Here is a 21798-nt window from a genome sequence, read left to right as displayed (position 1 = left end):
GGCGATTGGGTTAAGGTTTTGTTAACCACTTCCCAAGCTGCACAGTTCCGCACGTCATCTGTGCAGGGGCTTAGGTTGCTTCGGCGCGGCAATCGCGCGATTTTGCCGATCAGAAAAACCACCGGAGTCCCCGATGCCCCTCGCCAACACGCACAGCGCCTATGGCACTGTCTCAAAAAGCTTCCACTGGCTGACAGCCCTGCTGATCCTGACCCTGTTCCCGCTTGGGGTGATCGCTGAAAACCTGCCCTATGACACAGGCGCGCAACTGGCGCGCAAAGCACAATTGTTTTCGATCCATAAATCCCTTGGGGTGATCGTGTTTTTTGTCGCCCTGGCACGTCTTTTATGGAGCGCCCGCCAAACCCACCCAGGTCTGTTGAACGCCGACAAGCGCCTCGAGGCTTTCGCCGCCGAAACTGTCCATTTCCTACTTTACCTGTCGTTGGTGCTCGTGCCCCTGTCGGGCTGGTTGCACCACGCCGCAACCGAAGGCTTTGCGCCGCTGTTACTGCCCTTTGGCGACAATCTGCCCTTCGTACCCAAATCCGAAGCCGTGGCGCATTTCTTTGGCGCATGGCACTGGGTTCTGACCAAGGTTTTGCTGGCGTCGCTGGCCCTGCATGTGGCCGGTGCGTTCAAGCACCACATAGTGGATAAAGACTCTACACTGAAACGCATGTGGTTCGGCAAACCCGTGTCTGACCAGCCCCCCGCTGGCGGGCACAGCCTTTTGCCCCCCATTGCCGCCATCGTGGCCTATGCTGGGGCGCTGGTGTTGGCATCTGTGATGGGACTGCCCAAGGAAAGCCACACGCAAACAGCGGCCCCGGCTCTGGAGCAGGTCCAAAGTGATTGGAAAGTGACCGAAGGCAGCCTGACCTTTGATGTCATTCAATTCGGCGCGCCCGTTACGGGCAGCTTCGCCGACTGGACTGCCGCGATCCGCTTTGATGAAGTCCCATCCGATGGCAGCCATGGCTCTGTAGAGGTCACAATCGCGATCACCTCGGCGACCGTGGGTTCCGTCACCAAGGATGCGCTCGGGGCCGAGTTCTTTGACGCAGCCACACACCCGACAGCTGTTTTCAAAGCCGACCTCCTGCCCGCAGAAGCCGCAGGTTACCTCGCCGAAGGCACGCTCACGCTCAAAGGTACAGAAATGCCGCTGTCGCTGCCCTTCACCCTGACGCTGGACGGGGACACGGCCCAAATGCAGGGCCAGACCACGCTAGACCGCCGCGGCTTTGGCATCGGCCCCAGCTATAAGGACGAAAGCACCGTGGGCTTTGGCGTCGACATCAAGGTTTCCCTGACCGCGACCCGGGCGCCCTAGGATGGGGCACTGCCCCAGCCTTCCCCCAATAAACGCAAAGGCCCGGCATAAAGCCGGGCCTTTTCATTTTAATAACGGGCGCGGGGCTTAGCCGGCGATTTCGGTCTCGATCGAGATCATCACCTCAACCTCGTCCGATACGAACGGGGCAAATTTTTCCAGACCATAATCCGAACGCAGAACCGTTGCAGTGGCGTCAAAACCGGCCCAGGCCTTCTTGGCCATCGGGTGCTCGCCCGCGCTGTTCAGCTTGGCGTCCAGAACAACCGGCTTGGTAATACCGTTCATGGTCAGGTCGCCGGTGATCATGGCGGTGCTTTCGCCGGTCACTTCAATCGCGGTCGAGGTAAAGGTGACATCCGCATTGACTTCGGCATTGAAAAAGTCAGGCGACATGAAGTGGCCAAGACGCTCTTCCCAACCGGTCAGCATGCTGGCCACAGGGAAGGAAACACTCACCGACGACGCAGCGGGGGCTTCGGCGTCGAACATTACTTCGCCGGTGATGCCACCAAACATGCCATAGGTGGTCGAGTACCCCAGGTGGTTGTAGGAATAAACGATCTGGCTGTGGCTCGGATCAAGGTTGTATTTTACCGGCTCAGCGGCGGCGGGCAAAACGGCGGCAGCGCCAAGCGCAACAGCAAGGAGGGTCGATTTCATTGAGTTTTCTCCGTCAATCAGATGGGTCTTCGCCCGGCCGTCGTGGCCGCGCACTTCCGTCGCCATAATCGCCTGTGTGCAGATGTGAAGATACTCGCGGTTTCGAACAAATTCTGTGACCCAGCGCACAATGGGCAAAGCCTTGCATCCCTCACAATCTGCAGTATAAGGGCGGCTCACTTTCCGCCGATCTGCTGAAACCGGCGCAGCCTCTCGTGAACGGGTGCGGAAAGTTAGCTCGTTCTATGAAATGCGCCTTGAAAAAGAACTGGAGCACACATGCCAATGTATGAGCATGTCTTCATCTCGCGTCAGGACCTGTCCAACGCGCAAGCTGAAAGCCTCGTTGAACACTTCTCCACCGTACTGTCGGACAATGGCGGCAAAGTCGTCGATTCCGAGTACTGGGGCGTGAAAACCATGGCCTATAAGATCAACAAGAACCGCAAGGGCCACTATGCCTTCCTGCGCACCGATGCCCCGGCACCGGCCGTTCAGGAAATGGAACGCCTGATGCGCCTGCATGACGACGTGATGCGCGTTCTGACCATCAAGGTCGACGAGCACGCCGAAGGCCCGTCGGTGCAGATGCAAAAACGCGACGACCGCGACGACCGTCGCCGCCGCAACTAAGCTGGGGAAGGATCTAAACCATGGCATCTAAACCATTTTTCCGCCGTCGTAAGGTCTGCCCGTTCTCGGGTGATAACGCACCGAAAATCGACTATAAAGACACCCGTCTGCTGCAGCGCTACATCTCGGAGCGCGGCAAGATCGTGCCCTCGCGCATCACCGCAGTCTCGGCCAAGAAACAGCGTGAGCTGGCCCGTGCCATCAAACGCGCACGTTTCCTTGCCCTGCTGCCCTACGCCGTGAAGTAAGGAGTAAGCACAATGCAAGTTATCCTTCTGGAACGTGTGGCCAAGCTGGGTCAGATGGGCGAAGTAGTCGCTGTCAAAGACGGCTACGCCCGCAACTTCCTGCTGCCTCAGGGCAAAGCCCTGCGCGCAAACGACGCCAACATCGCTTCGTTCGAGGCCCAGAAAGCGCAGCTTGAGGCGCGCAACCTGGAAACCAAGAAAGAAGCTGAATCGCTGGCTGAAAAGCTGGACGGTCAGCAGTTCATCGTGATTCGCTCGGCATCGGACGCTGGCGCGCTGTATGGCTCGGTCACCCCGCGTGACGCAGCAGACGCCGCAACCGCCGATGGTTTCACCGTCGACAAAAAGCAGGTCGTTCTGGCCAAGCCCATCAAAGAGCTGGGTCTGCACGAAGTACACGTGCTGCTGCACCCCGAAGTGGACGTCACCATTCAACTGAACGTCGCCCGTTCGGAAGAAGAGGCTGAACTGCAAGCGTCGGGCAAGTCGATCCAGGAACTGGCAGCCGAGGCAGAAGCCGAAGCCGAATTCGAGATCGCTGAACTGTTCGACGATATCGGCTCTGCCGCCTCTGACGACGACGAGGGCGACATTGCCCCCGCCGCTGAAGAAGCTGCGACCGAAGACGAAGACTAATCCAAGCGACCATCGCTGGATGAAAGAAACGCGCGCGGTCCACCGCGCGCGTTTTTCTTTGCAAACTTTCACAGCGCAGGGTCGGTTCCGGGCGGGATGACCGTGCCAACCATATTATTTTGGGCACTAATCAACGATGGAGCCGTCAGGGCTTATGACGTACTTCATGTGATGTGTGACCGTCTTTACTTTGTTTTCGCGGTATTCGGTAACGATCACTGCGTTCTCCAACAGACCATCCGCGCGATAGGTCATTTCAAGGCTGAATAGCAAAGAGTCATCATCGGCGCTCCGCAGCTTTGCGTATAGGATGCCATCTATCACTTCTCCGAAATAGGTGCGCTTTGAAGTCTCGCCATCCGGATCTGTAAGAGTGTAGGAACATTCTCCAATCACACGCAGGCAACTATGAGGCTTGAATGTATGAAATTTACCTTTGGGGCGTTCGACACTTATGACACGTCCCAGCGAATCCGTCACATTGGTTTGCCTGAAATCACCGTTTCCACGAAATTCATCCAGCGCCAAACTTTCTCCGTCATTCGCGCTAACGTATCGGCTAAATTCCTCCCCATTCGTCTTCGTATAGACGAGACGTGTGCCCACCGGCAGCTTTTCCAAAGGCAGGCGAATGACCTCCTCGGACACGGCAACCATCGGAAACAAAAGACAAAAAATCAAAGTCAGAGCGCGCATGGAAACCTCATATCTTAATGGCTTAAATAGACATCAAGGACCCAAGGCTGTCAAAGCCCTGGGTTGAAATTTTCCGATTTTTTCGCCTAAGACGAGTTCGGCTTACCCGTCTAACCGCTCCCCAATCAGAACCTGCGGCTGAGAGTTGGTGAAGTTCGGGATGTCTTCCAAAGCCGGGCCCAGCTTGCCCATGGCCGCATCCAGCGCGCCCTGATCGGCGAACTCGATCGAGGCTATCGCGTGAAAGCCCGGCGGTGTGTCCGGCCCACCGGCCAGCCCCTTGGTCACGAATGTGCCCGCGATATGCGCACCGATACAGTCGCCCACAATGCCCATGTGGGTAGACATGTAGTAATCAAAGTCAAACGTGGTGCCGTCTTCCGACGGATAGATCACTTGCAGCGTTACAGACATGGTTACCTCCCCTAATGTCTGGAAAAAACGCTAGACCTGTGCGGGTGATCTGGGAACCCACCCTGTGGTCGTAGATGCAATCAAAGAGCCGTGAACGGGCTAGCGAAACACCGGTACATGCGGTCCGGCATTTGCGCCTAGCAGGCCGCTAAGACGGGGGTCATCAGCGATTTCAACCTGTTGGCGCGTCGGGGTAAAGCCTGACCGGATGTAGAAAGGCAAAGCCTGCGGACTGTCCAGCGTGCAGGTGTGCACGTGGAACCGGATGATCGGTTCTTTCCAAGCCTTTTCAATAGCATGGTTCATCAGGAACCGCCCGGCGCCCGTGCCAATCAGGTTCTTTGAGACGCCAAAAAATGCCAGTTCGCATTCTCCCGCTTCGCGGAAATCCAGCTCTAACAGCCCTTCATCCACGCCCTCGCGGATCAGGGTATAGATATGCACGCGCGGGTCAGCGATGATCGCTTTCAACGCGGTGTCCTCCATCCTCAGGCGGGAAAACCAAAGCCAGTCCTCGGCCCCGACGCGGCGAAAGAGATCTTTGTACCAATCCGACGAAGGCGCAGCCACGCGTCGAAGGGTCATTCCAGCCAACGTCGGCGCAGGGCGCACATCCGCAGGCGCACGCATTTCAAGATGCGTCACAACCGCCGCAACCTTGCCAGGCGGCACATCGTGAAATCCATCGCTCAGCGACATGGTTTAATCCTTCTGCTGCTGCGACCACCCTAGCCGCGCGCACGCCTTCGTACCAAGCTTTATCGCAGCTCAATCCGGTGCCAATTCACCCGGATTACGCCAATCTCCGCCCGCGACGGCCCAGGCATTGAACCGCGCTCTATACCTATCCAGCTGCGGCATAGGCAGGGTTTCCCTCGGATCATCGCTTAGGCTATAGGCCATGCCCTCAACGAACCAGCGCGGCAGGGTATAGGCGGTGGCGATCGTCCCCAGAACTTCGGCCTGACGCTGATGGATCATCTCATGGGCGACTATGTATTGAGACCAGCCCGTTGCGTTAATCACCATTCCAAACCGGCCCACGTTCTGGGCCTTGATGCGCGGGTCGCCGAAACGGTCGAAACAGCCTTCAAAGCGGCAAAACAGCACCCGTGGAGGGACCTCAAACGGGCCAAGCCGCGCACTGACCTGCGCCATAGCCGCATCGCGCAAGGCAGCGGCTTCGCGCGTGAACGCCGGGTCATCCAGACACAAGACATCAGATACACAAGTCATGCCCGTCACCTGCGGTACCAAGACCCGCGCGGGTTTGAACAACGCGATGAACCCTGCCGCCAAAAGCACGAGCGCCACGCTTCCCCACAGTAAAACCCGCTTGATCATCACACGCTCCAACACAGCCCACCCCGATATAGGCAGCCAACGAAAAAGGGCCACCCCGAAGGGCGGCCCTTTCAAATTAGATAGGCAGAGGACTTATTCGTCTTCCAGCGCCTCGATGGCTTTTTCCAGATCGGCTTTGGTGACCTCTTTTTCGGTCACGTCAGCCAGTTCGATCAGGTAATCCACAACCTTATCTTCGAACAGCGGCGCACGCAGCTGCTGCTGCATCTGCTGGTTTTGCTGAACGAATTCAAAGAACTGACGTTCCTGACCCGGGTACTGGCGGGCTTGGTTCATGATCGCCTGAGTCATCTCGGCGTCAGAGACTTCAACCTCGGCCTTCTGACCGATTTCAGCCAGCAGCAGACCCAGACGCACACGGCGCTCAGCCAGAGCGGTGTGCTCGTCGGTGGTTTCGATCTCAGGGTGATCGTGGCCTTCGACCTCGGGGTTTTCCTCGTGCCACAGCTGATGTGCGATCTGCTTGGCTTCGGCTTCCAGCAGGCTCGGCGGCAGTTCAAAGGTAACCTGACCGTCCAGCGCGTCCAGCAGGCCGCGTTTGGTGACCTGACGGGCGGCGCCAACGAACTCGGCTTCCAGACGCTCGGTGACCTGCGCTTTCAGCGCATCCAGATCCTCGGCACCGAACTGTTTGGCCAGCTCATCGTCGAGTTCAGCTTCGGCCGGGGCTTTGACGGCTTTGACCTTGCATTCAAAGACCGCGTCTTTGCCAGCCAGGTTCTCTGCGCCGTATTCCTCGGGGAAGGTTACGTTCACTTCCAGCTCTTCTTCGGCCTTGGCGCCGATCAGCTGCTCTTCGAAGCCGGGGATGAAGCTGCCCGAGCCCAGTTCCAGCGGGTAATCTTCGGCTGCGCCGCCATCAAAGGCTTCGCCATCCACTTTACCCAGGAAGTCGATCACAATCTGATCGCCGTGCTTAGCCTTAGAGCCTTTACGGCGGTCCTTGAAGGTCTTGGCAGAGCCAGCCAGCTGCTTAAGCGCCTCTTCAACGTCTTCTTCGGAGGCTTTCACAACCAGCTTCTCAAGTGCGACGCCCTTCATTTCCACTTCGGGAATTTCGGGCAGGGCTTCGTAAGACATGGTGACGACAACATCGTCGCCCTCTTTCCAGTCTTCGCCACCTTCCATCTTAACTTCGGGCTGCAGCGCAGGACGGTCACCCGATTCTTCGAAATGCGCGCTCATGGCGCCGTCGATGGATTCCTGCATGACTTCGCCAAGCAGACGCTGGCCATACTGCTTTTTCAGCAGCGCCATCGGTACCTTGCCCTTGCGAAAGCCCTTCATTTCGATATCGGGCTGCGCTTCAGTCAGCTTTTCATTCACTTTTGCATCCAGATCAGCCGCGGGAACGGTGATTTGATACGCGCGCTTCAGACCTTCGTTCAGGGTCTCGGTGACCTGCATTGTCGTCGTCCTTCTCAACATATGGTGCGGGTGAAGGGACTTGAACCCCCACGCCTTGCGGCGCCAGAACCTAAATCTGGTGCGTCTACCAATTCCGCCACACCCGCAAAACCTAAGGGCAGCCACTGGGGCCGCCCGAATTTCGCGCCCTTCTAGCAAAGCTCTGCGAAGGATGCGAGCGGAAAAAGCGCTTAACAATTTTTCTCGCCGTTAACCGAATTTTGCCATATTCTGATGAAAAACATAATGGCAGGAACAGCAGCAGGACTTCTAATGGACCATGCGACCCTAGGGCGCGTGCGGGCCGTACCGCACAAAGACGCAGCCTTAAGCCCCAAGATCGGGCTTCCGACTGGCACGATTATCCTGACACTCGATGGCGCTTTGCCCGTGGAATATCTGTGCGCCGGTGATCTGGTGATCACCCGCGCGGGCGCGCGCGTGTTGCGCGATCTGACCCCATGCCGCAGTGGCGATTTCCGGCTGGAATTTGACCAGCCCGAGGTGATCTATGCAGATGGGCAGCAACTGTGTTCGGACAGCTGCCAGCCGCACTAAGCGCCTAAATCACGAAACACAGCGGGGATTTGCTCGGGCAAATCCTCGGCGATCAGGCCGGGGCCAAACTTGCGCGCGGCTTCGACATGGAGCCAAGCCCCCGCCTCTGCCGCGCTTTGGGCGCTGACCCCGCGCGCCATCAGCCCTGTGATGATCCCGGCCAACACATCGCCCGATCCGGCCGTTGCCAGCCACGGCGCGGCGCGGCCGTAAGCCGCCGAATTCAGCGCGCAGCGCCCGTCAGGCGACGCAATCACCGTATCTGGCCCTTTGAACAGCACCACGCAGCCCGCCCGTTTCGCTGCTGCGCGCGTGGCATCGACCTTGGAATAAGCCGGGCCCTTGGTGGGTGTGGCGTTTAGTGCTTCGGCGATGTCGGGGAAGAGCCGCGCGAATTCGCCCCCGTGGGGTGTCAAAACACAGGTGTGATGCAGGGCTGCGAACAGCTCCGCCGGATCGTCAGCGAAAGAGGTCAGCGCATCCGCATCCAGTACGACCCCGCGCGGATACTCGCTGGCCAGTGCCGCCAAAACCATCTCGCGCGTGTTGCGCCCTACGCCCATCCCCGGGCCCATGCACAGCGCGTTCAGGCGTTTATCTTCAAGAACATCTTGCAAGTCCTTGGAATCACGTATCTGTTTAAGCATGATCGCCGTCAGCTGCGCCGCGCATTCCGCCATGCCCGAGGGCGGCGCGCCCACCGTCACCAGCCCTGCTCCCACGCGCAACGCCCCCCGCGCCGCCAGACGGGCAGCACCCGATTTGCCTTCGCCACCTGACAGGACAAGGGCGTGACCATTGGAATACTTATGATCCGCAACCTCCTTACCCAAATCCCGAGGCGCGCCGGCAAGATGCACAATCTCGCTCGGCGACACCGCCGGGCAGCACCCGTCCGCCCCCTCGGGCGGGTGCTTTGCGTCTTCCAGCGGGCCGGAGCAGCCCTCAAGGCCGATGTCGGCAACGACGGTTTTTCCGCAAACAAGAGGGCCATTCGCAATGTGATGCCCAATCTTGGCACGATGAAACGAGACCGTGAGATGTGCTGGCACATGAAGGGCGCCGCCATCTAAAACGTCTTCTTCAAGCTCTTTCCCGCTGTCACTGCAAAGGCCAGAGGGGATGTCGACGGCCACCCAAACCGGATCAGAAAATGGATGCACTGATCTGTTCGAAACGGCCCAGCGCTCGTAGACTGCCCAGTATAGATCGGAAGGCTCCGTCAGCGGCCTGGTCACCCCTGTTCCAAACATTGCATCGACAACGACGGCTGGTTTTGATCCCAAATCCGAGGGCAATTCAGATCGAACACCCCCCATCTCACACCAACGTTCATAGTTCGTCTTGGCATCCGGCGGCAGTTTTGCGGGGTCGCCGTACAGGAACACCTCGACCTCCCAGCCCCAGTCCTTCAGCAACCGCGCGATGACGAACCCGTCGCCGCCGTTGTTGCCGGGGCCGCAGAGCACCACGGCGCGGTGGGGGGCGGCCTGCAATTCGGGCCACTCGGCAAAGATCGCGTCGACCACGCCGCGGCCTGCCCGCTCCATTAATTCCAGCCCAGTGACTGTTTTGTTTGCAATTGCAGCATTTTCAATGGCGCGCATTTGTGCAGAAGTCAGAAGCTCAACCATCAGTGATTGCCCCATTTTTCACAAACTGGATTCTTTTTGATCGTTTTGCACATTTATTGTGCAGTACATACGGAATCCCCCGCCCCTTAAGGCCACCTTTACCCTAGCCAATTGTTCCCACTCTTTGAAAGTGGTCTCAAACCAGTCGAAGAGCATTTTGTAGGGAGTCGACACCGGTGAAAAAGATCGAGGCAATCATCAAGCCATTCAAGCTTGATGAAGTGAAGGAAGCCCTTCAGGAAATCGGCGTTCAGGGCCTGAGCGTTATTGAAGTAAAGGGCTTTGGCCGACAAAAAGGTCATACCGAACTCTATCGGGGCGCCGAGTATGTGGTGGATTTCCTGCCCAAAGTGAAAATTGAGGTCGTGTTGGCCGATGATCAGGTCGACGCTGCGGTCGAAGCCATCATCAACGCCGCCAAGACCGACAAGATCGGCGATGGCAAAATCTTTATTTCGCCCGTCGAACAAGCAATCCGTATTCGGACCGGCGAAGCCGGCGAAGACGCGCTGTAATCATCCAAAAATCAGGTCTGGTCTTGCGCCAGACCCACACACGACCCATTCAAAGGAAGGATAAGGTCATATGAGCAAGGACGCCGTTCTTAAGACCATCGCGGACGAGGAAGTCACTTACGTTGACATCCGTTTCACCGACCCGCGCGGTAAACTGCAGCACGTCACCGTGATGGCTGACCAAGTTGACGAAGATTTCCTGGAAGAAGGCTTCATGTTCGACGGTTCGTCGATCGCTGGCTGGAAATCCATCGAAGAGTCGGACATGAAACTGATGCCCGACACCGACAGCGCCTACATGGACCCGTTCTATGCAGAGAAAACGCTGTGCATCCATTGTTCGGTTGTCGAGCCCGACACCGGCGAACCTTATGCACGTGACCCGCGCGGCACAGCTGAAAAAGCCGAAGCTTACCTGAAAGCATCGGGCATCGGCGACACCTCCTACTGGGGTCCCGAAGCTGAATTCTTCCTGTTCGACGACGTTCGTTTCTCGGTTGAGATGAACAAAGTGTCCTATCAGGTTGATGCCATGGACGCGTCCTGGAACACCGACACCGAATACGAAATGGGCAACATGGGCCATCGCCCGGGCATCAAGGGCGGCTACTTCCCTGTGAACCCGACCGATGACGCACAAGACCTGCGTAGCGAAATGCTGTCGACCATGAAGCGCATGGGCATGAAAGTGGACAAGCACCACCACGAGGTTGCTTCGTGTCAGCACGAGCTGGGCCTGATCTTTGGCTCGCTGACCCACCAGGCGGACGAACTGCAGAAATACAAGTACGTCATCCACAACGTGGCGGCTGCTTACGGCAAATCGGCAACCTTTATGCCCAAGCCCATCTCGGGCGACAACGGCACCGGTATGCACGTGAACATGTCGATCTTCAAAGACGGCGCGCCGCTGTTTGCTGGCGACAAATACGCTGACCTGTCGGACGAAGCTCTGTGGTTCATCGGTGGTGTTCTGAAACACGCCAAGACCCTGAACGCCTTCACCAACCCGTCGACCAACTCGTACAAGCGTCTGATCCCGGGCTTCGAAGCTCCGGTTCTGCGCGCTTACTCGGCGCGTAACCGTTCGGGTTGTGTACGTATCCCGTGGGCCGAAAACCCCAAAGCCAAGCGCGTGGAAGCTCGCTTCCCCGATCCGGCTGCAAACCCCTACCTGTGCTTTGCAGCCCTGCTGATGGCTGGCCTGGACGGCATCAAGAACAAGATCGACCCGGGCGAAGCTTCGGACAAAGATCTGTACGATCTGCCGCCCGAAGAGCTGGCCGACATCCCGACCGTATGTGCCTCGCTGCGCGAAGCCCTCGAGTCGCTGGAAGCCGACAACGAATTCCTGCTGGCCGGTGACGTGTTCACCAAAGACCAGATCGAAGGTTACCTGGAGCTGAAGTGGGAAGAGGTATACGCCTACGAGCACACACCTCACCCGGTTGAATACAAGATGTATTACAGCTGCTAATCCAGCCGACTAAAAAGATAATAAAGGGCGCCTTTTGGGGCGCCCTTTTTCTATCGTTGATGTCCTACAAGCGCCCGGCCGTGCGATTAAGCTCCAGAACACGGGTCAGATATCTTGCCAACTGGGTTCGCTTCTCTGAGGGATAGTCTTGATAGGGTACGGCCCCTTCCCCCCCGAACATTTGCAGGATGGTTTCTTCCGACAACACATCCAACTGCGGGACTTCTTTTAGGAACAGATCTGCCGTCTCAACGGACTGCATCGCTTCATCAAGGACTTCAAATCCGCCAAGACCATCAATTGTCTCGAGAAGGGCATCCGCCCAATAGGTCACCACACCATACGGAATAAAGGCACTCGCAAAGCTGTCGGCATCGCCAAAATAATGAGTTTCGACGCCGCTTTGCACGTAGCCACCTCCGACGGACAATTCGCCCGAGGCGCTGAACAGCTTGGAAATACGTTTTGGCACACCAACCTTGTTGAGAAACTCGACCAGTCTTTCGGTGGAAACCTTCCCAGAGCCACTTCCTTCGATCTGCACGCTAAAGGTGCTCTGAACGGACCCGGTCAGATAGAAAGCATTCCGAATAATTGTAGTGTCGTCAGGGAGATAGGGCGCATCAGAGCGCAATAACGCTTCGTAGACCTCGCAACGACCGCCATCAACCACGCTCATCGCGCCGCGATCCAGGTCAAACGAGTCCACATAGATTGCGAAACTATCGTCAGGGCTCTCAAAATTGTATTGAATCTGAACTTTCAGGTCGCCTGAGAGCTTGAAACGGGATTTTACATCCGCTTTCACATCAAAGCGATAAAGGGTGCTGCCAAACTCGGTTGTAAACTCTGCACGGCTTTTGGAATAGCGGCGATCATACACCTCCCAACTGCGATCTGATTGCGGATCCAAGTAACAATACTTTGGATTAGCCAGAATGAATGAACCATCCAAATTGGTATGGGAAAGCGCTTTGGCCTTGGAAAAGGCAGGCAGGTGAATAACACCGTCCCCATAGTTTTCTTCAAGGATTTCTGTTTTGAAGTCCAACCTGTTGCCGATTGAAACTTCATGAGACATTGCAGCTGTGGGTAATGCGGCCAGCAATCCAAATACCAATATCTTCATGGTTCTCTCCAATACTTGCATATCAAATTCAACACCCCGAACGGCGCAAACGGGCCGGCGAAATAGAAAGACAAAACACGCCCGCCTCTAGGTGCAAATCATACCATAAGAAACCGTAATAGTTGCACTCAGAAACAATGGCGCGCACCTCTGGGCACCCTTTTCATTTATGGCAACAATGGGCGATTTATAGACAATCCTAAGTAAAATCCCCCTATTACTGCCCTACTGTTTCCCAATTCAGCTGTCATTCTATCCCTACGAGCCGGTCAAGAATGGCCGGATTTTCTACGGAGACAGGACGATGTCTGAACAACAGAGCAGTAACAGAGCGACGATTCTGTTCGACAGCCTAAGGGGGCTGGATTTCGTCGAGCTGATTAACGAGTTACAGCGACCGTTTCGTAACATTGCCCTAGAGTTCGATGAAACCGCCGTGGCCGAAGACAGCCACGCCATGTTCATCAGCGAATCCATGGTTTTGCGGGTGGGGTATGCACCACAAACCGATTGGACAAAAAAACTGTCTGGCGCTCAGCGCCCGGCACAGGCGCGTCATTCGCGCGCCATCGTGAATGCGTTGCTGGAGGATGTCTCCTCGGCGCTGGTGATTGAGGTCAGCAACGGCCCTGGCCGGGATCTGCCTGAACGCACCCGACTTGCAGCCTGCTTTCACGTCGTACGCCATCTGGCGCGGCGTTATGAGGCCAGCCTGATCCACTGGGATTTGAACAACACGCTCTTTACCGACGAAGAGTTCGAAAACCCCAACGCAATGGCGCAAACCGCGCGTCCGTTCCATCCGACACGGGTCAAGGCCAAGCGCCAAACCACGCGTCCCAAGATGGATTTGACGGGCGCAGCCAGCTTTGCTGGAGACGAGCTGGAAGCCACCCATCGCCGGTTGGACGAAAGCTTTGCAAAAGCCGTGCATCAACGCGATGCCGATGCGCCTGAAAAGGTCCGCAAGACCTTGGACGACACCCGCGCCGACGAACGTCTGCGTCGGGAACGCAACCGGATTTTCGCAGATGACCTGATCGAATCCACTGACAGCCGCCGCCCACCGCCGCCCGAAGAAATCGGTCTGCTAGAGCAACTGGCGGTCTATATCATGACGGTGACGATTATGGTTCTGTCATTCCCCGTCGGGTTCGCCATGCTGATCTATACGGTGCTGAAAGGTGAAAGCCTGAACGCCACCGGGCGTGTGATGGCCTTGACCGGTGTTGGGGTCGGATTTGCCTCAAGCCCGTTGCCACAGGCTTTGGCCGCCTTCGTCTAAGCCAGACTGAAACTGCATGCTCCCCTGCCCCTGGCGGGGGTGTTTGCGTTTAAAGGGGCTGGGCGTACAGCAGCAATCCCCAGTCCGCCAAGGCCTTGTGCACCGGTGCCCAGCGTCCGTGAAACGCGAAAGGGTCCAATCCCGCACCGCTGGCGATCTGGGCAAGGCTGCGCTTGCCATCAATCGCGCCAATCAGCGGCGCGGCCTGTTTCGGGATCGGCTGGCTTTCCTTGCCGCTGCCGGTATTCACCGCCAACACCCCGCGTGACTGCACATGCCGCGCCAGTTGCGGCCCGGCCACGCCTTTCAGCTGCGGGATCAGCTTCAAATCCGAAGGACGCGCCAGAGCCTCTTTTGCGCGCCCGGCCTTAACGGCATAGCCCACATGCAATTTGATCGTGCCGCGCAGTTTTTCTGCGGCGGTCATGGATTGAACACGGTTCATGGTATCCGGCACATCCATCCCCTTGGGCAAAACCCGCGCCAGATCATAGAGCGCAGGCTGGGTGAAGCTCACCAGTTCCAACCCCGCTTTGGTCAGCGTCTCATCCAGTTGATCCACCGTATAGGGTCGGTCCTGACTATGCAGCAGCAGGTCGTAAAACCCGGCGTCTGACTGTTCATGATCCACCAGGTGCGGGTTGCGTTTGAACGGGTGGCCATCGGGCAAGCGGGCGAATATCTGTTTGGCAGCGCGCAGTTTTTCTTGCGGGGACAGCCCTTCCAACACAGCGCCAAAACCCTCTTGCAAGGGATAAACCCCGGCCCGCCCATAGGGGGCATAGACCATCACCCCAAGCCCACCTTCGGGGGCCAACGCCGCCGAAAGCGCATCAAACCCCTGCTGGGGTTCGGGCAGATGGTGCAGCACGCCACAGCAATCAATATAGTCGAACTGACCGTACTCTGGGGCATCCAGCAAAGAACCCGTGTGAAAGGTGATCCCCGTTAGCCCACGCTCTTTGGCACGGGCCTGCGCAATGGTGCGCGAAGCTGTCGAAAAATCCACATAGGTGATCTCATAGGGGCGCCCTGCCCCTTGCAGCAAAGTGGCCAGCTGGATCATGCCATCCCCCGTGCCGCCGCCGGCCACCAGCACACGCAGCGGTTGCTGCCAGTTGCGCCGCCCCGCGAACAGAAAATGGTCCAGCTCAAACGGGTGCGAGGGCGAACCGGTGATCAGCCGCTTGCGTTCATCCTTTGGGTCGCGTTCGGGGTATGGATAGGCTTCGTATTGGTCCTGAACCTGGTTCATCTGCGTGGCCTCGAATGTCGTTACCCGCACCCTATCGAAGGACGCGGGTGTGGGAAAGCATGTGACGGCTGCTCACCTTCCCGTGACAGTACTGTCACATCCCTTGCACGGCTTTGGTGCTCTGCCCCATCTTGAGCAGGCACCAAAGCGGGGAATACATATGTCGATGGAGAAAATCACCTTCGCCGGTCACAGCGGAGCGCCCCTTGCGGCGCGGCTGGACCTGCCCGAGGGGCCGCATCTGGCCACTGCGCTGTTCGCCCATTGCTTTACCTGCGGCAAGGATATCTTCGCCGCGCGCCGCATCGCGCAGCGTCTGGCGGCCATGGGGATCGCCGTGCTGCGGTTTGATTTCACCGGGCTGGGCCACAGCTGCGGTGAATTCGCCAACACCAGCTTTACCAGCAATGTCGACGATCTGATTCTGGCTGCGAAATATCTGGAAAGCCATGGGATGGCTCCCGATATGCTGATCGGTCATTCGCTGGGCGGGGCCGCCGTGCTGAAAGCCGCCGCGCAGGTGCCAACCGCAAAGGCGGTTGTCACGCTGGGCGCTCCGTTTGAACCGGGCCATGTGACCCACAACTTTGCAGGCGGCAAATTGCGCGAGGATGGGGGCGTTGACGTGGTACTGGGCGGGCGGCCTTTGACCATCGGTGCAGGTTTCTTGCACGACGTCAGCGCCACCCGGCTGGAGCCCGCAATTGCAGGGTTGAAAAAAGCGCTTTTGATCATGCATGCGCCCAAGGATGATGTGGTTGGAATCGAAAACGCTCAGGCGATTTTCAGCGCAGCCAAACACCCCAAAAGCTTTGTCACGCTGGACAATTCGGATCACTTGATTTCCAGCGCCAAAGACGCGGAATACGCGGCCGAGGTCATCGCCGCCTGGGCAGGCCGATATGTACCGCTGAACCCGCCTTCGCCCCCGCCCGGCGCGCCCGAAGGCGTGTTGCGCGTGTCCGAGGTTGATCCCGAAGGGTTCCTGCAGGATATCCAGAACGGGCCTTGGCACCACGCCGTCGCGGACGAGCCCGAAGCCTATGGGGGCACCAATCGCGGCATGTCACCCTATGGTTTCTTGGCCGCTGGGCTTGGCGCCTGTACCTCTATGACGATCCGCATGTACGCGCGGCGCAAAGGCTGGCCGCTGGATCACGTGAGGGTCGATGTAACCCATGACAAGGTTCACGCGCAGGACGCCGGACAGCCCAGCACAAAGGTAGATCGCTTCACCCGCGAAATCATGCTGGAGGGCGATCTGGACGCCGAACAACGCGCCCGCCTGATGGAAATTGCCGATAAATGCCCGGTACATCAGACATTGGAGCGCAGCTCGGAAATCACCACCGTTCTGGCAGGCGAACTCTGATCCAAGAAATATGGGCACCAAAAAAGGCGCGGCCCCGTGGGTCGCGCCTTTTTATTTGGGGTGAACTGAACTGGATCAGCCGCGGGCTTTGCCCACAAGCTTCCAGACGGCAGGCAGCAGAAGGGCTGCCAAAGCCAGTTTCATAATGTCACCGATGATAAACGGGGTCAGGCCCCATTCCAGGATGGGTTTTTCCCAGGTGTAGAGATGCGCCAGCCACAGAATGCCGGGCACATAGATCAGCACATTGCCGACAATCATCGCAGCCCCCATGCCGAGAACCGAACGATCCATACCGCGACGCGCGGCAAAGCCAAGCGCCAGCGTCGCCAGCACATAGCCGACCAGATAACCGCCGGTGCCACCCATCATATAGGTCAGACCGTTCTTTTCAGCCGAAGAAGACGCAAACACGTCAAAGCCCAGCGCGCCAATGGCCATGTAGCCAATAATTGTGGCCAATCCCAAACGCGGTCCATAGGCCGCACCGATGGTCAACACCGCAAAGGTACCCATGGTCACCGGCACCGGAGACGGCGGAATCGGGAACTTGATCTTGGCGGCGATTGCCAGCGCCATGACGCCCAGCACGATCAGCACAGCTTGTTTAAAGCGCAGCGCCGATCCTGTGGCGGGCCATAGGCGCTCGGAAAGGGTTTGGTCAGTCAGGGTATAGGCCATTCTTGGCTCCTCCTGCGTTGTGAGAATTCTGGCGTTTTGAATTGCTTTGCGAACTGTGCCCCAGTCCCTGTTCTGAAGCAAGCGTGCCATGCAGCACCTGCGCCACGGGGCGATAATGGCTGTGCATTACGTAATCCTTGCGCGGACCACTGACCCGCCACGTGGCGCGCCAGTCGGGCCAGTGACCGAAATCATAGCTGACCTGATAAAGATCAGGCGTACAGATGTGATCCGCCTGCGGCTCGGTGCCGCCGCCGATGTGATGAAATGGACGCCCATCATCGAACAGCACATCAATGCCGCCCTTCACCTTGCGCCACAGATACCGCCGGGATGCGTGCATCGGCGGCTGGCCGGGCAAATGCATTTGCCCTTCTTCATCATAAATCAGGCCTTTGCCATCGGGGGTGAACAGAGCGGTGCCATCAAACCGGGTTGTTTGCCCGGTCTTAGCATCCTCAATGTTCCTCTCAACACCCCAGGCTCCGGCGAACATATCCAGACAGGGCATGAATCCCTCCGCTTGCCTTGCCGCCCGCCAACGCAACGTTTATGAAGCGCGCGATCCCTTTTTTCAAGTAAGGCCTGCCCCACATGATCCCTCGTTATGCCCGCCCTGACATGGTTGCCGTCTGGTCGCCCGAGACCAAGTTCAAGATCTGGTACGAGATCGAAGCCCATGCCTGTGACGCGCAGGCCGATCTGGGCGTGATCCCGCGCGAAAACGCCGAGGCCGTCTGGAAAGCCAAAGACGTCGAATTTGACGTGGCCCGTATCGACGAAATCGAAGCTGTTACCAAACATGACGTCATCGCCTTCCTGACCCACCTTGCCGAACATGTTGGCAGCGAAGAGGCCCGTTTCGTGCATCAGGGCATGACCAGTTCCGATGTGCTGGACACCTGCCTGAACGTTCAATTGGTACGCGCTGCGGACATCCTGCTGGAAGGCATGGATCGCGTTCTGGCCGCCCTGAAAACCCGCGCGATGGAGCATAAAAACACCGTCCGCGTCGGCCGCAGCCACGGCATCCACGCCGAGCCCACCACCATGGGCCTGACTTTCGCCCGTTTCTATGCCGAAATGGACCGCAACAAAGCCCGCCTGCAAGCGGCACGCGAAGAGGTTGCCACCGGTGCGATTTCCGGCGCTGTCGGCACTTTTGCCAACATCGACCCCGCGGTCGAAGAACATGTCTGCGCCAAACTGGGCCTGAACCCCGAGCCGATCAGCACGCAGGTGATCCCGCGTGACCGTCACGCCATGTTCTTTGCCGTGCTGGGCGTGATTGCATCCTCGATCGAAAACGTCGCCATTGAAATCCGCCACATGCAGCGCACCGAAGTGCTGGAAGGTGCCGAGTTCTTCTCGATGGGTCAAAAAGGCTCGTCGGCGATGCCGCATAAGAAGAACCCGGTTCTGACCGAAAACCTGACCGGTCTGGCCCGTCTGGTGCGCATGACCGTGATCCCGGCGATGGAAAATGTCGCCCTGTGGCACGAGCGTGACATCTCGCATTCATCCGTGGAGCGCGGCATCGGCCCGGATGCCACCATCACGCTGGACTTTGCCCTGCATCGTCTGGCTGGCGTTGTCGAAAAGATGCTGGTTTTCCCTGAAAACATGCTGGACAACATGAACAAATTCCCAGGTCTGGTGATGTCACAGCGCGTGCTGCTGGCCCTGACCCAAGCCGGTGTATCGCGCGAAGGCGCCTATTCCATGGTGCAGCGTAACGCCTTGAAAGTCTGGGAAGAACGTCTGGACTTCCGTGAACTGCTGTTGGCCGACGAAGAAGTGGTCGAGGCGCTGGGCGTCGACGGCATCAACGAAAAATTCGACATGGGCTATCATACCAAGCATGTCGACACGATTTTCGCCCGCGTTTTCGGCGAATAACGCATCTGTGACTGCGCGCTGGCGGTGAATTGCTCTGCCAGCGCGCACCCTGTGCTAGCCTTGGGAAAGTTCATCCACGAGGCGCCAAATGTACCGATTTCTTCTCCTTTGCACTGCACTTCTGCCCGGCATCGCTTTCGCTGCCGGAAGCGATAATTCTACCCCTCCAACCCCCACCGAGACCACGCAGACCTGCACCGATGGCTTGATCTGGGATGGTGACAGCAAGTCCTGCGTGGCGCCCAAAGATGCCCGTCTGGACGATGACACGCTCTACGGCGCGGTGCGCGAGCTGGCCTATGCCGGCCAGTACGATGCGGCCCTGGCGACGTTGGACGCGATGTCAGACCAAAACCATGACCGCGTGCTGACCTATCGCGGTTTTGTGCATCGCAAACTGGGCCAGCGTGATCTGTCGATGGCCTTTTACAAACAGGCCCTAACCCAAAACCCAGACAACATTCTGGCGCGTTCCTATATGGCGCAGGGTTTTGTGGCCGAGGGCAACCTGGAGGCCGCGCGTCTGCAACTGGCACAGATCAACACCCGTGGCGGCGCTGGCAGCTGGGCGCAGGCCTCGCTTGCGCAGGCGTTGGCGGGGGGGAAAACCTTCGGCTATTGATCGCCGCCTTTCCGCATTCTGGCCGGACCCCCTGCGGATCCGGCCTTTTTGTGATATGTTGTCCGCATCAGATCAGGAGCATGACATGAAACGCATCTCATTTGTGGCCGCCGTTGTGGTGGTTTTCGCCCCCACGGTTGCACTGGCCGAAGGCTGTGGCTGGGGTCATCAGAAACAAGCCATGAGCTGCCCCGAAGGCCAAATTTATGACGCCTCGGCGCAAACCTGCGTCCCCAGCGCCAGCAGTTAACGCCAAGACGGACCCCTCTCTTGCGGTCGGCGCGGCGCGCACGTATGTGTAGCGCCGCAGCGCTTTGGCGCGCTGTGTCAAAGGCATAGGGCACATGGCGCAGAGCAAGAAACCCAAGCAAAAGAAACGTACCGGCCCCAAACTATGGCTGCAAAACGCCCTGATCCGCGTTCTTTTGGGGGCGCTTCTGGCATTGCCTTATCGCACGCGCGTGCGCACTACCGGCTGGATCGTCGCCCATGTCGTGGCCCCGATCGCCGGGTATCGTAAACGAGTGCGTGGCAACCTGAATTACATCTTCCCTGATATGGACCCGGCCCAGGTAAAACGCCTGGAAGTCGGTGTTGCTGACAACGTCGGGCGCACCTTGATTGAGATTTATTCAGGGGAGAGCTTCATCAGCCGGGTGCGGGATGTGCCGTTGCAGGGGCCCGGTGCCGCTCTTCTGGAACAATGTCACCGCGAAAATCGTCCGGTCATTCTGGTGACCGGCCACTTTGGCAATTATGATGTGCCACGCGCCGCGTTGATCGCCAAAGGGTATCGCGTAGGCGCATTGTATAACCCGATGCATAACGGTTACTTCAACACCCATTACGAGAACGCTATTTCGACCATTGGGAAACCCATTTTCCCTCGTGGTCGCAAGGGTTTGGCCGAGCTTCTTAAGTTCGTGCGCGGCGGCGGTATGACCGGTTTTTTGGTAGATTTGCATTTTCGAGACGGCGTCGTGTTACAGCATTTCGGCAAACCCGCCCGCACCGCTCTTTCAGCAGCCGAGCTTGCCCTGAAATACAACGCGCCGCTGGTGCCTATCTATGGCATCCGACGCGAAAATGGTTTGGATTTCGATATTGTGGTCGAAGACCCGATCCCGGCCTCAGACCCTGAAACAATGACTCAGGGCCTGCTGGATTCAGTCGAAGCAATCACCCGCAAGCACATGGAACAATGGTTCTGGGTGCATCGGCGTTGGAAAGTCGAAAACCCTAAGGTCAAATAATCAACGCAGATGTCCGGCGGCCAGGATTTGGCCAAAGCCCGGCTCTTGCACGATCACCACGACCGGCGCACCGGCGTCGACAGGATAGCTGGCCGACAGAGGCTTAGCGCCGTTCCATTTGTCGACCTGCTGCCAACTGGTGACAATGTTATGATAATTCAACGTGCGCCCGGCGTTTTCACCGCGCTTCACCGAAACGGCCTCTTTCGGTTTATAGGTCACCAATTGCACCACCAGCGGCGCACTGAAACGGCGATCCGAAGTTGCCGAGACACGCAGCTTGCCGCCCGCGCGGCTTAGCTCTACTTCGACGTTCCCGGCCTGCGCCTTATGAGTCTGGATGGCATCAGACAGTTTCATCGACTTCGCGCCGATCACATGATCCTGCCCCTGCACGATGAACTGTGGTGTATAAACCGAACGGTGCCCGGCTGCTTGCGCATAGCTACGCTGGCGTTTGGTGTATTGCGGATCGGCGAAGATGTCCTTCCAGCCGATGTAGTCCCAGTAATCCACGTGTAACGCCAAGGCGATCACATCATCCCGGCCCGCCAGATCCCCCAACATCCGATCTGCAGGCGGACAGGACGAACACCCCTGAGAGGTGTAAAGCTCGACCACGACCGGCCCAGAACCTGCCACAGCCCCCTGTGCCCCGAAAGACAGCGCCATGGCAGCTGCTGTTATGATATGTCTGATCCGGCCCATGTTTCCCCAATA

General features: G+C 57.9%; 25 protein-coding genes and 1 tRNA gene. 13 read left to right on the top strand and 13 right to left on the bottom strand.

Features of this window, described 5'->3' with window-relative positions; genetic code table 11:
• Nucleotides 1-133: 133 nt before the first annotated feature.
• Nucleotides 134-1336, top strand: coding sequence for a cytochrome b/b6 domain-containing protein (locus tag ATO10_RS01990; protein WP_035247309.1), 1203 nt, complete (start codon nt 134-136; stop codon nt 1334-1336).
• Between the two features lie 87 nt (nt 1337-1423).
• On the opposite strand, the gene ATO10_RS01985 is transcribed toward ATO10_RS01990, so the two are convergent.
• The gene (locus tag ATO10_RS01985; RefSeq protein ID WP_035248281.1) at nt 1424-1999 is read right to left on the bottom strand and encodes a YceI family protein; all 576 of its coding nucleotides are present in this window, start codon (nt 1997-1999) and stop codon (nt 1424-1426) included.
• A gap of 279 nt (nt 2000-2278) precedes the next feature.
• On the opposite strand from ATO10_RS01985, the gene rpsF reads away from it, so the two are divergent.
• From rpsF to rplI, 3 genes are read left to right on the top strand one after another with little or no spacing between them, the layout of a single operon-like run.
• Complete coding sequence (rpsF, locus tag ATO10_RS01980; protein WP_035247306.1) at nt 2279-2632, top strand: 30S ribosomal protein S6; 354 nt, start codon at nt 2279-2281, stop codon at nt 2630-2632.
• A 20-nt stretch (nt 2633-2652) separates the two neighbouring features.
• Nucleotides 2653-2880, top strand: coding sequence for a 30S ribosomal protein S18 (gene rpsR / locus ATO10_RS01975; protein ID WP_011569173.1), 228 nt, complete (start codon nt 2653-2655; stop codon nt 2878-2880).
• Nucleotides 2881-2892: 12 nt separating this feature from the next.
• Nucleotides 2893-3516 (top strand): 50S ribosomal protein L9, encoded by a 624-nt coding sequence (rplI, locus tag ATO10_RS01970; RefSeq protein ID WP_035247300.1) that lies wholly within the window; start codon nt 2893-2895, stop codon nt 3514-3516.
• A gap of 126 nt (nt 3517-3642) precedes the next feature.
• Here the strand turns inward: rplI and ATO10_RS01965 are convergent, their stop codons facing one another.
• From ATO10_RS01965 to ATO10_RS01940, 6 genes are all read right to left on the bottom strand, one after another.
• Complete coding sequence (locus tag ATO10_RS01965; protein ID WP_035247297.1) at nt 3643-4212, bottom strand: hypothetical protein; 570 nt, start codon at nt 4210-4212, stop codon at nt 3643-3645.
• Between the two features lie 102 nt (nt 4213-4314).
• Nucleotides 4315-4626: an EthD family reductase gene (locus tag ATO10_RS01960; protein ID WP_035247294.1), complete on the bottom strand. Its 312-nt coding sequence runs from the start codon at nt 4624-4626 to the stop codon at nt 4315-4317.
• 99 nt (nt 4627-4725) lie between these two features.
• On the bottom strand, nt 4726-5325 hold the full coding sequence (locus tag ATO10_RS01955) for a GNAT family N-acetyltransferase (protein ID WP_035247291.1): 600 nt from the start codon (nt 5323-5325) through the stop codon (nt 4726-4728).
• A 69-nt stretch (nt 5326-5394) separates the two neighbouring features.
• Nucleotides 5395-5970: a hypothetical protein gene (locus ATO10_RS01950; protein WP_035247289.1), complete on the bottom strand. Its 576-nt coding sequence runs from the start codon at nt 5968-5970 to the stop codon at nt 5395-5397.
• Nucleotides 5971-6063: 93 nt separating this feature from the next.
• Complete coding sequence (gene tig, locus ATO10_RS01945; RefSeq protein ID WP_035247286.1) at nt 6064-7398, bottom strand: trigger factor; 1335 nt, start codon at nt 7396-7398, stop codon at nt 6064-6066.
• 22 nt (nt 7399-7420) lie between these two features.
• Nucleotides 7421-7505: transfer RNA gene (locus ATO10_RS01940), tRNA-Leu, on the bottom strand.
• Between the two features lie 166 nt (nt 7506-7671).
• Between ATO10_RS01940 and ATO10_RS01935 the strand changes: the two genes are divergently transcribed.
• A complete protein-coding gene (locus ATO10_RS01935) occupies nt 7672-7956 on the top strand; it encodes a Hint domain-containing protein (protein WP_035247284.1) in 285 nt (94 codons plus the stop codon).
• Here the strand turns inward: ATO10_RS01935 and ATO10_RS01930 are convergent.
• A complete protein-coding gene (locus tag ATO10_RS01930) occupies nt 7953-9590 on the bottom strand; it encodes a bifunctional ADP-dependent NAD(P)H-hydrate dehydratase/NAD(P)H-hydrate epimerase (protein WP_035248280.1) in 1638 nt (545 codons plus the stop codon). The genes ATO10_RS01935 and ATO10_RS01930 overlap by 4 nt on opposite strands.
• 176 nt (nt 9591-9766) lie before the next feature.
• Between ATO10_RS01930 and ATO10_RS01925 the strand changes: the two genes are divergently transcribed.
• Both ATO10_RS01925 and glnA read left to right on the top strand, forming a co-directional pair.
• Complete coding sequence (locus tag ATO10_RS01925) at nt 9767-10105, top strand: P-II family nitrogen regulator (protein WP_035247281.1); 339 nt, start codon at nt 9767-9769, stop codon at nt 10103-10105.
• A gap of 70 nt (nt 10106-10175) precedes the next feature.
• Nucleotides 10176-11582 (top strand): type I glutamate--ammonia ligase, encoded by a 1407-nt coding sequence (gene glnA, locus ATO10_RS01920; RefSeq protein ID WP_035247278.1) that lies wholly within the window; start codon nt 10176-10178, stop codon nt 11580-11582.
• A 64-nt stretch (nt 11583-11646) separates the two neighbouring features.
• Here glnA and ATO10_RS01915 read toward each other — a convergent pair whose 3' ends face one another.
• On the bottom strand, nt 11647-12711 hold the full coding sequence (locus tag ATO10_RS01915) for a hypothetical protein (RefSeq protein WP_035247275.1): 1065 nt from the start codon (nt 12709-12711) through the stop codon (nt 11647-11649).
• Nucleotides 12712-13015: 304 nt separating this feature from the next.
• Between ATO10_RS01915 and ATO10_RS01910 the strand changes: the two genes are divergently transcribed.
• Nucleotides 13016-13996, top strand: coding sequence for a hypothetical protein (locus tag ATO10_RS01910; protein WP_035247273.1), 981 nt, complete (start codon nt 13016-13018; stop codon nt 13994-13996).
• Nucleotides 13997-14045: 49 nt separating this feature from the next.
• Here the strand turns inward: ATO10_RS01910 and ATO10_RS01905 are convergent, their stop codons facing one another.
• Nucleotides 14046-15251: a class I SAM-dependent methyltransferase gene (locus tag ATO10_RS01905; protein ID WP_035247270.1), complete on the bottom strand. Its 1206-nt coding sequence runs from the start codon at nt 15249-15251 to the stop codon at nt 14046-14048.
• Nucleotides 15252-15411: 160 nt separating this feature from the next.
• Between ATO10_RS01905 and ATO10_RS01900 the strand changes: the two genes are divergently transcribed.
• Nucleotides 15412-16623: a bifunctional alpha/beta hydrolase/OsmC family protein gene (locus ATO10_RS01900; RefSeq protein ID WP_035247266.1), complete on the top strand. Its 1212-nt coding sequence runs from the start codon at nt 15412-15414 to the stop codon at nt 16621-16623.
• Between the two features lie 75 nt (nt 16624-16698).
• Here the strand turns inward: ATO10_RS01900 and ATO10_RS01895 are convergent, their stop codons facing one another.
• Both ATO10_RS01895 and ATO10_RS01890 read right to left on the bottom strand, forming a co-directional pair.
• Nucleotides 16699-17304, bottom strand: a complete 606-nt coding sequence (locus tag ATO10_RS01895) for a biotin transporter BioY (protein WP_035247263.1) — start codon at nt 17302-17304, stop codon at nt 16699-16701.
• On the bottom strand, nt 17285-17815 hold the full coding sequence (locus tag ATO10_RS01890; RefSeq protein ID WP_202898639.1) for a DUF6314 family protein: 531 nt from the start codon (nt 17813-17815) through the stop codon (nt 17285-17287). The genes ATO10_RS01895 and ATO10_RS01890 overlap by 20 nt, the downstream gene beginning before the upstream one ends.
• 83 nt (nt 17816-17898) lie before the next feature.
• On the opposite strand from ATO10_RS01890, the gene purB reads away from it, so the two are divergent.
• The 4 genes from purB (at nt 17899) to ATO10_RS01875 (ending at nt 21078) form a co-directional block, all read left to right on the top strand.
• Nucleotides 17899-19203: an adenylosuccinate lyase gene (gene purB / locus ATO10_RS01885; RefSeq protein WP_035247261.1), complete on the top strand. Its 1305-nt coding sequence runs from the start codon at nt 17899-17901 to the stop codon at nt 19201-19203.
• An 88-nt stretch (nt 19204-19291) separates the two neighbouring features.
• Nucleotides 19292-19825, top strand: coding sequence for a hypothetical protein (locus tag ATO10_RS01880; RefSeq protein WP_035247257.1), 534 nt, complete (start codon nt 19292-19294; stop codon nt 19823-19825).
• Nucleotides 19826-19910: 85 nt separating this feature from the next.
• A complete protein-coding gene (locus ATO10_RS16350) occupies nt 19911-20075 on the top strand; it encodes a chitin-binding domain-containing protein (protein WP_155886671.1) in 165 nt (54 codons plus the stop codon).
• Nucleotides 20076-20169: 94 nt separating this feature from the next.
• Nucleotides 20170-21078 carry a lysophospholipid acyltransferase family protein gene (locus ATO10_RS01875; protein ID WP_035247255.1) on the top strand — a complete coding sequence of 303 codons (909 nt, stop codon included), beginning with the start codon at nt 20170-20172 and terminating at the stop codon, nt 21076-21078.
• Here ATO10_RS01875 and ATO10_RS01870 read toward each other — a convergent pair whose 3' ends face one another.
• Nucleotides 21079-21750: a DUF1223 domain-containing protein gene (locus ATO10_RS01870; protein WP_035247254.1), complete on the bottom strand. Its 672-nt coding sequence runs from the start codon at nt 21748-21750 to the stop codon at nt 21079-21081.
• Nucleotides 21751-21798: the final 48 nt, after the last annotated feature.

This window comes from Actibacterium atlanticum (genome assembly GCF_000671395.1).
In the GTDB taxonomy this organism is placed as follows: Bacteria; Pseudomonadota; Alphaproteobacteria; order Rhodobacterales; family Rhodobacteraceae; genus Actibacterium_D; species Actibacterium_D atlanticum.
The sequence above is the reverse complement of the archived record's forward strand: the minus strand, read 5'-3'. Positions and strand labels throughout refer to the sequence as shown.